The 13,195-nt window shown below is 62.6% G+C and carries 11 protein-coding genes; 7 read left to right on the plus strand and 4 right to left on the minus strand.

Annotated elements, in window-relative coordinates:
- Positions 1-6: 6 nt before the first annotated feature.
- The gene (locus tag AC1M2H_RS11595) at positions 7-1,542 is read right to left on the minus strand and encodes a glycerol-3-phosphate dehydrogenase (protein ID WP_480151456.1); all 1,536 of its coding nucleotides are present in this window, start codon (positions 1,540-1,542) and stop codon (positions 7-9) included.
- A 21-nt stretch (positions 1,543-1,563) separates the two neighbouring features.
- Entirely contained in the window at positions 1,564-3,126 is a 1,563-nt protein-coding gene (locus AC1M2H_RS11600; protein WP_480151457.1) for an FGGY family carbohydrate kinase, read from the minus strand.
- Positions 3,127-3,568: 442 nt separating this feature from the next.
- On the opposite strand from AC1M2H_RS11600, the gene AC1M2H_RS11605 reads away from it, so the two are divergent.
- From AC1M2H_RS11605 to AC1M2H_RS11635, 7 genes are all read left to right on the plus strand, one after another.
- The gene (locus AC1M2H_RS11605; protein WP_480151458.1) at positions 3,569-4,222 is read left to right on the plus strand and encodes a DUF2291 family protein; all 654 of its coding nucleotides are present in this window, start codon (positions 3,569-3,571) and stop codon (positions 4,220-4,222) included.
- Entirely contained in the window at positions 4,219-5,757 is a 1,539-nt protein-coding gene (locus AC1M2H_RS11610; protein WP_480151459.1) for a sugar ABC transporter ATP-binding protein, read from the plus strand. The genes AC1M2H_RS11605 and AC1M2H_RS11610 overlap by 4 nt, the downstream gene beginning before the upstream one ends.
- A gap of 23 nt (positions 5,758-5,780) precedes the next feature.
- Positions 5,781-6,839, plus strand: coding sequence for an ABC transporter permease (locus AC1M2H_RS11615; protein WP_480151460.1), 1,059 nt, complete (start codon positions 5,781-5,783; stop codon positions 6,837-6,839).
- A 90-nt stretch (positions 6,840-6,929) separates the two neighbouring features.
- Complete coding sequence (locus AC1M2H_RS11620) at positions 6,930-7,883, plus strand: substrate-binding domain-containing protein (protein ID WP_480151461.1); 954 nt, start codon at positions 6,930-6,932, stop codon at positions 7,881-7,883.
- Positions 7,884-8,006: 123 nt separating this feature from the next.
- Positions 8,007-8,864, plus strand: a complete 858-nt coding sequence (locus tag AC1M2H_RS11625; protein ID WP_045859055.1) for a DeoR/GlpR family DNA-binding transcription regulator — start codon at positions 8,007-8,009, stop codon at positions 8,862-8,864.
- A gap of 142 nt (positions 8,865-9,006) precedes the next feature.
- Positions 9,007-9,990, plus strand: coding sequence for a fatty acid desaturase (locus tag AC1M2H_RS11630; protein WP_480151462.1), 984 nt, complete (start codon positions 9,007-9,009; stop codon positions 9,988-9,990).
- Positions 9,983-10,783 (plus strand): phosphate/phosphite/phosphonate ABC transporter substrate-binding protein, encoded by an 801-nt coding sequence (locus AC1M2H_RS11635; RefSeq protein ID WP_480151463.1) that lies wholly within the window; start codon positions 9,983-9,985, stop codon positions 10,781-10,783. The genes AC1M2H_RS11630 and AC1M2H_RS11635 overlap by 8 nt, the downstream gene beginning before the upstream one ends.
- 45 nt (positions 10,784-10,828) lie before the next feature.
- On the opposite strand, the gene AC1M2H_RS11640 is transcribed toward AC1M2H_RS11635, so the two are convergent.
- Both AC1M2H_RS11640 and AC1M2H_RS11645 read right to left on the minus strand, forming a co-directional pair.
- Complete coding sequence (locus AC1M2H_RS11640; RefSeq protein WP_480151464.1) at positions 10,829-12,160, minus strand: LLM class flavin-dependent oxidoreductase; 1,332 nt, start codon at positions 12,158-12,160, stop codon at positions 10,829-10,831.
- A 46-nt stretch (positions 12,161-12,206) separates the two neighbouring features.
- On the minus strand, positions 12,207-13,106 hold the full coding sequence (locus tag AC1M2H_RS11645) for an ABC transporter substrate-binding protein (protein ID WP_480151465.1): 900 nt from the start codon (positions 13,104-13,106) through the stop codon (positions 12,207-12,209).
- Between the last annotated feature and the right edge of the window lie 89 nt (positions 13,107-13,195).

The following is a 13,195-nucleotide window of genomic DNA, read 5'->3' on the forward strand; positions in this document are numbered from 1 at the left end:
CTCTCCTTAACCGGCCCTGGCGTGAAGCGGAGCCTCGGCGAGGGGCGTCGAGTTCATGGCGAACCAGTCGCTAAAGCGCCGCTGCTGCTCCTCGGTCAGGTGCAGCTGATGCTTGGTGCGTCGCCATAAAATATCCTCCGCCTGTTGGGCCCACTCGTTTTCAATCAGATAGCGGGCTTCGGCTTCGTACAGCAGGCCGCCAAAATGCTGCCCTAAATCCTGCAGGCAGCCGGCGTCGCCCAGCAGCTGCGGCAGCCTGGCGCCGTACAGCCGGGCGTAGTGGCCGCGCAGCGACGCCGGGAGCCAGGGGAACTGCTCTTTTAGCGTCTGCAGGAAGGAGCCAAAGTCGGCGTTGGCGATTTCGCCCCCGGGTAGCGTGGCGCCGCGGGTCCAGTCGCCCCCCATCTGCGGAAAATAGGGCGCCAGCTTTTGCAGGGCGTGTTCGGCCAGCTTGCGGAAGGTGGTGATTTTGCCGCCGAAGATATGCAGTATCGGCAGCTGCTGCTGTTCATCAAGGTCGAAAACGTAGTCGCGGGTGACGGCGGAGGGGTTGCCCTTGCCGTCGTCAAACAGCGGACGAACGCCGGAGAAGCGGGTGATGACATCCTCATCCCGCAGCTTGATTTTGAAATAGCGGTTAACGGCGTCAATCAGATACTGCTGCTCGCGGTCGTCGGCGCTAACCGAGTCGGCGTCGCCCTCCCAGGGAATATCGGTGGTGCCAATCAGCGCTTTATCGCCTTCATAGGGGTTGATAAAAATCACCCGCTTATCGTGGTTCTGGATCAGATACGCCTGATGTCCCTGCCAAAACTTATCGACGATGATGTGCGACCCCTTTACCAGGCGGACGCTGCGCCTGCTGCGGGTGCGGGTGACCTGAGTAATGATATCCAGCACCCACGGGCCGGCGGCGTTGACCAGCGCCCTGGCGCGGACGGTTTGCTGCGCGCCGGTCAGCGTATTCTGCAGAGTAATTTCCCAGGCTCCCTCGGCGCGTTTCGCCGCGACGCAGCGGGTGCGGGTGCGGATGGTGGCGCCGCGCTCGGCGGCGTCCCGGGCGTTAAGCACCACCAGCCGGGCGTCGTCAACCCAGCAGTCCGAATATTCGAAGCCCTTCGCGTACTGGTCAAGTATGGGATCGCCCTGCGGGTCGCGGTGCAAATCCAGGGTGCGGGTGCCGGGCAGCTTTTTGCGTCCGCCGAGGTTGTCGTAGAGAAACAGGCCGAGGCGCACCAGCCACGCCGGGCGATCGATCGGGCTGTGCGGCAGAACGAAGCGCATCGGCCAGATGATGTGCGGCGCGGACTGCAGCAGGACCTCGCGCTCGATCAGGGCTTCCCGCACCAGGCGGAACTCATAATATTCCAGGTAGCGTAGCCCGCCGTGCACCAGCTTGCCGGAGCGCGACGAGGTGCCCTGCGCCAGATCGTCCTTCTCGCACATCATGACCGACAGGCCGCGTCCGGCGGCGTCGCGGGCGATGCCCGCGCCGTTGATGCCGCCGCCAATAACAAATACATCGAGGATCTTTTCACTCATTTGGGGTCTCCATAAATCCGGTTAACGGCCCGCGCCCGGCTGCCTTAAGGCGTGCCAGACCGGCGGCAGTTCGCTGCGAACCTGCTGGTAGCTGTGAAAAAGGTGCTGATAGCGTTCCACCAGCGCGGGAGCCGGGGCCTCCGGGGCATCCAGCAGCGGCGTCACCCAGGTCTCGACGCAGCGCGCCATGCTGGGATAGGCGCCGATCGCCACCGCCGCCATCATCGCCGCCCCCGCGGCGCCGGCCTCTTCCCGGCGGCTGCTGCGCACCGGCACGCCGACGCAGGCCGCGAGGATCTGCCGCAGCTGCGGCGAGCGAATGGCCCCGCCGGTGAGCCGCAGCTCTCCGGGCATGCTGCGGCCCATCGCCTGATAGCAGTCGCGGGCGGCGAAACCGATGCCCTCAATTACCGCCCGCACCATGTCGCCGAAGCCCTGGCTGTAGCTCAGCCCGACAAAGCTGGCGCGGGCCTCGGCGTTGACGAAGGGGCCGCGCTCGCCGGCTTCGGAAATGTAGGGGTGATAGAGCAGGCTGCCGGGCTGAGCTTCGCTCAGCCAGCGGTCGATATGCCCGACCAGCCTGGCGTGGTCGACCTCGCAGCCGAAGTCGTTGAGCAGATTGCTGGCGACGTGCAGCAGCCAGTCGAGGTTCAGGGTTGAGGCCATGTTGGTCTGCACCTGGGTGACGTAGCCCGGCCAGGGCAGGGGAATGACGTACCCGGTTTGCTGCGGGTTGAGCCAGACCTCGGCGGTGGGGACCGCGCGCAGATGAACCCCGGTTGAGCCGACGATGGAGCAGGCGCTGTTGGCCGTTCCTGTATGCACTCCGGCGCCGAGCGCGGTCATCGCCATATCGACGTAGCCGAGGCTCACGGGGGTGCCTGCCCGCAGGCCGGTGGCCGCGGCGGCCCCGGCGCTAAGCGGATGCGTCGTTTGCGTTCCGTCGACGATTTCCGGCAGCAAATGGCGGCGGTGCTCCAGCTCCAGCGCGGCGATGGCCTGCGGATCGTAGCGCCCGCTGCGGAAGTTGCCGAAGGTGAAGCTGGCTTCCGACGGGTCGGTGGCGCGCACGCCGGTCAGGTTTAGATAGAGCCAGTCCTTGCAGTGCAGGGCCACTTCGCTCTTATCCAGCAGTTCGGGATGATAGCGATCCATATGCGCCATTTGCGGCCCCTGCTGGCAGGTGCTCAGGCCGGTTCCCGTCGCCTCAAAGCGCGCGCTCGCCAGCGGCGAACGCTTCAGCCGCTCAACCGTCGGCGCCGCCCGGGCGTCGAGCCAAATCCAGGCGTCGTCAACCGGCCGGCTTTCGGCCCCCACCAGCCAGGTGCCGTCGCCCTGGGCGGTGACCGCCACGGCGACCACCCGGGCGGCGAGGTTATCGATGCGTTCCCCCAGCCGGCGTATGGCGTCGACCGCATCCTCCCAGGTCTTGCTCATTGACTGCAGCGCCGCGCCGCCTTCCGCCCGGCGATAGCTGTTGCGTGCGGAAGCGTAGCCCAGTTGCTCCCCCTCGAGATCGAAAGCCACCGCTTTGACCACCGAGGTACCCGAATCGAGTCCCAGAATAATGTCGCGATTATCCATTGATGCCTCCGCAGTGCCGGTGTACTCCTCGCAGAGGAAAAGAGAGAATGTTCATCGGTCGTCACCAGTGTGTTAATGAAGTGTGATTGTTTTGATGCATAATTTCATACACTATCTATCACATAGTTAACACTATCGATGTATTATTTTTTCTTGTATGTAATAAATTTCATTTAAGAAAGCGGCGACGATCACGGTTTTAACATTTCTCCGGCGACAGGCAACGTCGGTCATGACGCTTAATCGCCTGCGTAAGCTCTATGTTCTACTCTTTCCCCTCTACTCTGAAATCTTCGATCCAGATCGCGCTCTGTAGAAAAAACTCAAACCAATGTTGACAATCGTGCAACAAACGAACAATTCTCATCACATATAGTTATCGTATTTATAACACTAAGGCGCGTTATCAGCGTCAACGCTAACTCTCTGTGAGGTCAACATTATGTCCGGTGTTTCCGCACTCTCCGCCCGGCACTCGTGTCAGCGCTATCGGCGATACGCGCTAACCGGCCTCGCCGCCGCGGCGGTGATTGCCGCTATTGCGGCGGATACCAAAGTTGTCAAAACGGGCTCCGGCGAAGCGGCCGAGGCGCAGGGCTTCTCCATCGAAACCTACGGTGACAAAACCTTTCCCGACGTTAAGCGCGCCGTTGAAGGGCGCGCGGTGGAGGCGAGCGAGCTGGCCGCGGCTTTAAAGGCCGACCCGCAGGCGGCGATAAAAAAATATGGCGTTGGCGCCACTCTGCCGGTGATGGCGGTGCGCTTTCAGGGCGTGGCGGGCAGCGAAAAGGCGGGGATCTTTAGCGTCGCGGTGCCGGGGCTCCCGGAGGGGTGGAAGGTACGCCTGCAGACCGGGCCGGTGCTCACCGGCACGGAGCTGCGGGACGCCACCGGCACCATCCAGTTTGGTGATTTTACCAACCAGATTGAGTATCAGAACGCCGGCGCGGCCCTCAACCGGACGCTAAAAGCGACGCTGCTGGATAGCCTCGATCGCCAGGCGCTACCCGGCAAGCAGATCGTGGTCGTCGGCGTGTTCCGGCTGCTGACGCCCAATAACTGGCTGGTTACGCCGGTCAGCCTGGAGGTGAAATGAAACAACCCAAACTGCACCCGGCGCTGCTGAAGGGCGAGATTATTCTTTCGGCGCGCAACGTGAGCAAAGTCTATGGCTCCACCCACGCCCTCAAAGGCGTCAACTTTGATATTCGCCGCGGCGAAGTCACCACGCTGTTTGGTGAAAATGGCGCCGGCAAGTCGACGCTGATGAAAATCCTCTCCGGCGTGATTACGCCGAGCAGCGGCGAAATCGTGCTTGACGGCGAGGTAAAGGTCTTCAGCTCCGCCAGCGATGCGCGGGACAGCGGCATCTCGATTATCCACCAGGAGCTGAACCTGGCGCCGAACATGAACGTGCGCGACAACATCTTTATCGGCCGCGAAATCATGAAGCCGGGCGGCGTCGATTATGCCGAAGAGACGCGGCTGACCGCCCACCTGATGAAGTCGCTGGAGGAGGGGATCGAGCCGCTGACGCTGGTGGAAAATTTACGCCTTGGCCAGCAGCAGATCGTCGAGATTGCGCGGGCGCTGTCGGTGGATTCGCAGATCCTGATTATGGATGAACCCACCTCGGCGCTGAGCGCCGCGGAGGTCAGCGTGCTGTTCCAGGTGATTCGCGATCTCACCAGCCAGGGGGTGGCGATTGTCTACATCTCCCACCACCTCGAGGAGGCGCTGGAAATAACCGACCGCGCGGTGGTGCTGCGCGACGGCGTAATGACCGCCTGGGCCAGCCGGGATGAGATCGACCTCGACTGGGTGGTGCGCAACATGGTGGGCGACAGCTTCGATCTCGGCTCGCCGCCGGAGGGCTACGCCTTCGGCGAAACCGCGCTGGCGGTCAGCGACCTGACGGTAAAAGGCAAAGCCGGAATTCGGCTGGTGGACAACCTGTCGCTAACGGTTCGCGCCGGGGAGATCGTCTGCATTTACGGCCTGATGGGCGCGGGGCGGACCGAGCTGATGGAGTGCATCGCCGGACGCTTAAAACAGTCGGCGGGGACGATTTCGCTGCGCGACGGCGACGTCTCGGGCCTGTCTATTGCGCAGCGCATCGCCAGCGGCCTGGCGCTGGTGCCGGAAGATCGCCAGCGCGACGGGCTGGTGCAAACCATGTCGGTGGGGGAAAACCTGACCCTCGCCAGCATCGGCGAGTTTATTCGCGGCATGGTGCTCTCCACGCGGCGGGAAAAGCAGCTGATTGACGCCAGCATTCGCAACGTGACGGTCAAAACGGCCGGCGGGGAGGCGGCGATCGGCTCGCTCTCCGGCGGGAATCAGCAAAAGGTGGTGATCGGCAAAATGCTCGCCACCCGGCCGAAGGTGATTTTACTCGATGAGCCCAGCCGCGGGATCGATATCGGCGCCAAAGCCGAGGTCTTTCGCCTGCTGGCGGAGAACGCCAGGCAGGGGCTGGCGGTGGTCTACTCCACCTCGGAAGTGGGGGAGTGCTTAAGCATTGCCCACCGAATTGTGGTGATGAGCAAAGGCCGGATTGCGGCCGTGTTTGACGCCAACGTAAGCAAAGAACGCATCATGGCGGCCTCCGGCGAGTCGCTGGTGGCATGAAAATAAAACCTGGAGTAGAAACCATGACCGACAGAACTCAGTCGTTAAGCCCCGTTACGCAGCCGGCGCGCGCCGGCCGGGCCAATAAAGGGACGAGCGTGGCCCGTATCCTGCTGGAGGGGCGCGCCTTTTTCGCCCTGCTGCTGATTATTGCCGTGTTCTCGTTCCTGTCGCCGAACTATTTAAGCGGCGCCAACTTTCTCACCATGGCCTCGCACGTCGCCATTTTCGGCCTGCCGGCGATTGGCATGCTGCTGGTTATTCTCAACGGCGGCATTGATTTGTCCGTGGGCTCCACGCTGGGCCTCGCGGGGGTCTGCGCCGGCTATATGATGCAGGGCATCCATCTCGATGCGGCCGGCGTGGTGCTCTATCTGCCGGTGTGGGCGGTGGCTCTTCTGACCCTCGCCGTCGGGGCGCTGGTGGGGCTGATCAACGGGGTGCTGATCGCCTGGTGCCGGGTGCCGGCGTTCGTCGCCACCCTTGGCTCGCTGTACGTGGCTCGCGGCGTGGCGCTGCTGATGACCAACGGCCTGACCTACAACAAGCTCTCCGGCGCGACGGAGCTGGGGAATACCGGCTTCGACTGGCTGGGGTTCAACCGTATTTTTAACATTCCCGTCGGCGTGCTGGTGCTGGGGGCGGCGGCGCTGGCCTGCGGCTTCCTGCTGAGCCGTACCGCGTTTGGCCGCTGGCTGTACGCCTCCGGCGGCAACGAGCGGGCGGCGGAGCTATCCGGCGTGCCGGTTAAGCGCGTCAAAATCAGCGTCTACGTGCTGTCGGGGATCTGCGCGGCGATGGCCGGGCTGGTGCTCTCTTCGCAGCTGACCTCCGCCGGGCCAACGGCCGGCACCACCTACGAGCTGACGGCGATCGCCGCGGTGGTGATCGGCGGCGCGGCGCTGACCGGCGGGCGCGGCAACGTGCGCGGCACCCTGCTGGGGGCTTTTGTTATCGGTTTCCTCTCCGATGGCCTGGTGATTATCGGCGTCTCCGCCTACTGGCAGACGGTGTTTACCGGCGCGGTGATCGTGCTGGCGGTGCTGCTGAATACTCTGCAATACGGCCGCCGCGGCCGGTAACCGTAACCCTGTCCGTAGCGGAGGCCGGGTCGTATCCGCTCTGACGTTAATCCGTACCTCTACCCTAAAAAATAACGGAGCACTACCGCTATGATATTTGATAACAGCAAGCGTTTTATCCTCGTTGCCGCCGCCGCGGCGCTAACCGCCTTCTCTGCGCCAACCTGGGCCGACGGGCTGATGACGATTATCGTTAACGACCCGTCCAATCCCTACTGGCTGGCGGAGGGCCAGGTGGCGCAGAAAACCGCGGAGAAGCTTGGCTACACCGCGAAAGTCAGCGCTCATAAAGGCGATACCAATACCGAAAGCCAGCTGATTGATACGGCGATCACCAATAAATCAAAAGCGATTATCCTCGACCCGGCGAACGCCGATGGCTCTATCGGTTCGGTGAAAAAAGCCATTGCCGCCCACATCCCGGTGTTTATTATCAACGCCGAGCTGAATCAAAGCGGGCTGGCAAAAGCGCAGCTGGTTTCCAATAACGCCCAGGGCGCCGCGCTGGGAGCCCAGCAGTGGGTGCAGCAGGTCGGTGACAGCGGCGACTACGTCGAGCTGAAGGGGCCGCCGTCCGACAACAACGCCGCCACCCGCGCCAACGGCTTCGAAACCGTGCTCGGCCAGTATCCGGACCTCAAGAAGGTCGGCTCGGAGGTGGCGAACTGGGATCGCACCCAGGGCTTTAACAAGATGCAGTCCCTGCTGCAGGCCAATCCGAACGTTAAGGGCGTCATCAGCGGTAACGATGAGATGGCGCTCGGCGCGATCGCCGCGCTGAAGGAGGCCGGAAAGCTCAAGCAGGTGACGGTCGGCGGCTTTGATGGCTCGCCGGACGCGGTGGATGCGGTGAAGGAGGGGAGCCTTGCCTATACCGTAATGCAGCCGGTGGCGACCTTTGCCGCCAAAGCGGTGGAGCAGGCCGATACGTTCCTGAAAACGGGCAAAACCGGCGCCGCGGCGGAGAAGCAGCTTTTTGACTGCGTCCTGATAACCAAAGATAACGCCGCGAAGATGACCTCGCCGTTTATCCTCTCCGAATAACCGCGCAGTCTCCGCATCGGGGCGCCCGCCGCCCCTTTGCGCGAAAGCCGCTTGAAGTATGGCGGCTATAGCGCTGTAATTGACGCTGTTCAGGCCCTCTACCGATCTTTTTATGGACGAACTATGACGCAATTTACGCAGGATCATTCACTCAACGCTTTCCTGGCGGAAGGGCTGCCAGGCGACAGCCGCCAGGCCCGCCAGCGCGCGCGCCGTCAGCTGATTGTCGAAGCCGTCATGGTCGAAGGGGCGATTCGCATCGAGGATATCACCGAGCGCTTTGGTATTAGCCTGATGACCGCCCATCGCGATATCGACGAGCTGGTCGAGCGCGGGCTGCTGCACAAATCCCGGGGAGTGGTGTCGGCGACGCCTACCAGCCTGGTGGAGTCCAGCGATATCTACCGCTCAACCCGCCAGCTGGAAGAGAAGCAGGCCATCGCCGAGGTGGCGGTCAGCTACCTGGAGCCGGGGCAGTCCACTTTTCTCGACGACTCGACCACCGTCTTTCAGATGGCGCGGCTGCTGCCCGCCAGGGCGCCGCAGACCATCATCACCAACTCGCTGACGCTGATGGGCGAACTCAAAGGCCTGCCGGATATCACCCTGCTCGGCCTTGGCGGACAGCTGCACAACTGGTGCAACGCCTTTATGGGGCATATGACGCGCAGCGAGATCGCCGGGCTGCGCGCGGATATGTTTTTCCTCAGCATGTCGGCGATCGTGGACGATGCCGTCTTTCATCAATCTGCCGAAATGGTCGAAACCAAGCGCGCGATGTTCGAATCGGCGCAGCAGCGTATTTTGCTGATGGATCACACCAAATTCGAACGCCGGGCGCTGCACCGGTTTGCCGATCTGAGCGAGTTTGACGTGGTAATTGTCAATCAGGGCATCCCCCTTCCGGCGCTCAACCGGATGCGCGAGCTGGGGGTGAACGTGGTGGTGGCGCCGATGAAGCCGGCGGCGTCGCTGAAGTAAATCGTCCGGGGAGCGCTCACCGCGCGCAGCCGGCTTAACTCACGTTTCTGGCAAAGCTAAGCCATTTAAATACTTTGTTATTTTCCGCGTTATCTCACATCTTCGAGGGATAAAAGATAACGCGGAAACGGTATTTGCAGTAATGGCCAAAAAAAAGTCTGTCTATTTGCACCCGCAGCAGCGCGACCTGATCCACCAGCTTTCCCGCAGCCGCCTGTGGCGCAGCGAACTGCCGACCTGGCTACTGATTGTCGCTATCTATGGCGGCTGGTTTGCCTCCCTCGCGTACTGGCAAACCCTGGGGCTGCTCCCGGCGACGCTGCTGCTGATCTGGTTTAGCGCCTGGTATATGTCCCTGCAGCATGAGCTGATACACGGCCATCCGACGCGCTGGCCGCGACTGAACCAGCTGCTGGGCATCCTGCCGCTGGCGGTGTGGTATCCCTACGGCCTGTATCGGGATTCGCATCTCGCGCATCACGATAATCACCATCTCACGATCCCGGTCGACGATCCCGAATCCTACTATTTTACCGCCGAGAGCTGGCGGCGCTTCGCGCCCTGGCAGCGTCGGGTGATTCATCTGCGCAACACCTTTATCGGGCGCCTGCTGCTGGCGCCGCTGCTGGACATTGGGCAAACGCTCCTCAGCGCGTGGCGCGCCTTTCGCCGGCGGCAGAAGGCGGCGATGGCGATGTGGACGACCCACGGCCTGCTGCTGGCGGGCCTGTTTGCGCTGATGGCGCGCGTCGATTTTTCGCCGCTCTATTTTGTCGCCGTCGTCAGCTATCCGGCGCTGGCGCTCACCAAGGTCCGCTCTTTCCTGGAGCATCGGGCCGCCGACGATCCGCTGGCGCGCTCGGTGATTAATGAAGCGGGTCTGCCGTGGCGGGTGCTGTTTCTTAATCTGAACTATCATTCAGTCCATCACGATCTGCCGGGAGTCCCCTGGTACGGGCTGCGCAAACTCTATCTGCTGGAGAAGGAGGGCTACCGCCAGCGCAACCACGGATTCCTGGTGCGCGGCTATGGCGAATGGCTGCGGCGATTTCTGTTTCGTGCGGTAGAGGTCAACGCCCATCCCGGCGTGAAACAGCGGGGCGGCGCGGAGGAGAACCATGAGTAACGTTGTCGATTTTCCCATGTATGCGGTTAATCACGAAGAGACGCGGGCGCTGTGGCTGGCGCTGCGCGAGATCCTCGCGGCTTGCGGGGTGGCGGTGGACGACCTGCCGACCCGCTGGCCCCGGGAGGAGCTGCTGAGCCACTGGCGCGATCCGCAGCTGCTGCTGAGCCAGACCTGCGGCTATCCGCTGGTCACCCGGCTCCCGGAGGTGCAGATCGTCGGCTGCTTTCACTACGCGGCGCCGGGCTGTGAAGGAGCGAACTACCGCAGCCTGCTGGTGAGCCAGGAGGCTAACCGGCATCTGACGCTGGCGGATTTTCGCCAGCGGCGGGCGGTGTGTAATTCGCCAGACTCCCAGTCCGGCTACAACGCGCTGCGAAAAATGGTGGCGCCGCTGGCCGAAAGCGGGCGGTTTTTTTCCGCCGTGCGCTGGAGCGGCAGCCACCGCCAGTCGCTGATTGAATTACGGCAGGGAACCGCCGATATCGCGGCGATTGACTGCGTCAGCTGGGCGCTGCTGCAGCGCCACGAACCGGCGCTGCTTGCCGGGCTGAGCGTTATCGGACGCAGCCCGCTGGCGCCGGGGCTGCCGCTGATTAGCAGCAAGGATACGCCCCCGGCGACGATTGCGCTCTTGCGCGAGGCGCTGCATCAGCTGGTGACCGGGGCGCAGTACCGGGACATTTGCCGGGCGCTGCTGATCGACGATTTTAGCGCCGTAACGCGCCAGCCTTACGCGCAGCTGCTGGCGTGGCGCGACGAGGCGGCGGCCAGCGGCGTGACCCGGCTGTAGGTTTGTGAAGGAGGCCGGGCCTCCTTCGGCGTGGGCCGGCGCGGGTCAGCAGCCGGCAAAGCGGTTTTTCGCCGCCGGTAGCCCGAGTTTTTCCCGCAGCGTGCCCGGCGGGTAGCTGGTGCGCATCGCGCCGTTACGCTGCAGAATCGGCACTACCTGTTCGACGAAGCGATCGAAGTCTCCCGGCAGCAGCGGAAACATCAGGTTAAAGCCGTCCGCCGCCCCGGCGCGCCAGGTGGCGGTCAGCGCTTCGGCGACCTCCTCCGCGCTGCCGATCAGCAGCCAGCTGTCGGAGCTTTGCAGCAGCAGGCGACCCAGCTGCAGAACGGTCAGGCTGGGATCGTAGTGGCGGATAAGCCGCAGCGCGGTGCGGATGCCGTCAAACGTCTCCTCGTCCGGCAGCGGCGGCAGGGGCTGGTTCGGCGAATGGGCGCTTAAATCCATACGCAGATAGGATGAGAGCAGATCTATCGCCATCTGGTCGCTCATCAAGCGCTCGTTAAGCCGCTGGCGCTCCTCCTTCTCGGCATCGGAATTGACCACTACGGGCAGGACGCCGGCGATGATTTTAAAGTGCGCCGGGTCGCGACCGTAGTCCCGCAGCCGCTGGTTCATCTCCTGACGATAGGCCAGGCCCTCGGTAATGGATTGAATAAACACGAAGTGCATATCCGACCACGCCGCGGCGAGGTTTTTCCCCGCCTCGGAGGAGCCCGCCTGGACCAGCACCGGATGGCCCTGCGGCGGGCGCGGGACGTTGAGCGGCCCGCGGACGTTGAAGAACTCGCCGCGATGGTTGAGATGGTGCACCTTCGGCGCGTCGGCAAACAGGCCGCTCGCTTTGTCATACAGCACGGCATCGTCCTCCCAGGAGTCCCAAAGCCGGGTGACGACATCGATAAACTCCCCGGCGCGCTGGTAGCGGTTGCCGTGCTGCGGCAGCTGGTCGAGGCCGAAGTTGGCCGCTTCCTCTTCCAGCCACGAGGTGACCACGTTCCAGCTCGCCCGGCCGCCGCTGAGGAAGTCCAGCGAGGCGAAATAGCGGGCGAGGTTGTAGGGCTCGTTGTAGGAGGTGGAGGCGGTGCCCATCAGGCCGATATGCTCGGTCACGGCGGCGAGGGCGGCGAGCAGGGTGATGGGCTCCAGCCGCGCGTTGGCGTAGTGGGTTAAGCCGCTGGGTACCGTATCCCAGATCGAGATATGGTCGGCGATGAAGATGGCGTCGAGGGTGGCGGCCTCGGCCTTCTTCGCCAGATCCGCGTAGTAGCCGAGGGTAAAAATTTCCTTGCCCGGCGCCTGCGGATGGCGCCACGAGAAGCGGTAATCCCCCTGCGGATTAAAGAAAAACAGGTTCAGAATCATATGATTTTCAGACATGGTGCGGCTCGTTTCCGGTTATTGCCGATCCCTGGCATGAGAGAGGTTAGCGGGCTGTCAGATGGCTATTGACCCACTGTTCGGCAACGGCTGCCGGATCTTTATGCTGCAGATCGACCTGCTGATTGAGCTCAATCAGGGTGGCGTTATTCAGCTTGCCGGAGACGTCGTTCAGCACCTTACTCACCGTCGGCGTCAGGCTGGCTTTGCGCACCAGCGGCACCACGTTCTGGCTCGGCTGCTCGTGCTTATCGTCGTCCAGCACCACCCAGTCCTCTTTCGCCAGGTTGCCCTGGGTGGAGATAACCGTCGCGACGTCGATTTTGCCGGAGTTGAGCGCCAGGCGAGTCAGCGGCCCGCCCATATCCAGGGATTTGACCGCCTTAAATTCGAGACCGTAGACGCGCTTCAGCCCCGGCAGGCCGAGGGCGCGCACCGCCAGCTCCGGCGGCCCGCCGATCGTCAACTGATGCGCAACGGGCTGCAGGTCGGAGAGCTTGCTCAGACCATATTTTTTCGCCGTGTCGGCGCGAACCGCCCACGCGGTAATCGAGGTGGCCGGCGAAGGCGTCAGCAGCGTGAAGTCGGCGGGCAGAACTTTAGCCAGCTCGGCGCTGACATCGCTCTGGGCGGTGGCCAGGGTTTTACCGTCGTAATAGTTAAGCAGGGCGCCAAGATACTCCGGGACAATATCAATTTCGCCGCTCTTTAATGCCGGAATAATAATTTCGCGGTTGCCGAGATTAAGTCGGGTGCTGACCTCAATATTATTTTTCTTCAGCGCGCTGGCGTAAATATTGGCGAGAATCGAGCTCTCGGTGAAATTAGCGCCGCCGATCGTGACCTTTTCCGCTAATGAGCTAAAGCTTAAACTCAGTAATCCGACGGCGAATAGTGACAGGCGAAAACGGCGATGGTGAAAAGGAACAGCTAATTTATTCTGCATAGTGCCTCGCTAAGTATATAAATATCCGTGATGGGTTAAGTCAGCCACGGTTACGCCGCCCCCGGGTGGAATATTCGGGGCGCGGCGAA

The sequence above is a fragment of the Klebsiella sp. F11 genome, from assembly GCF_056712265.1.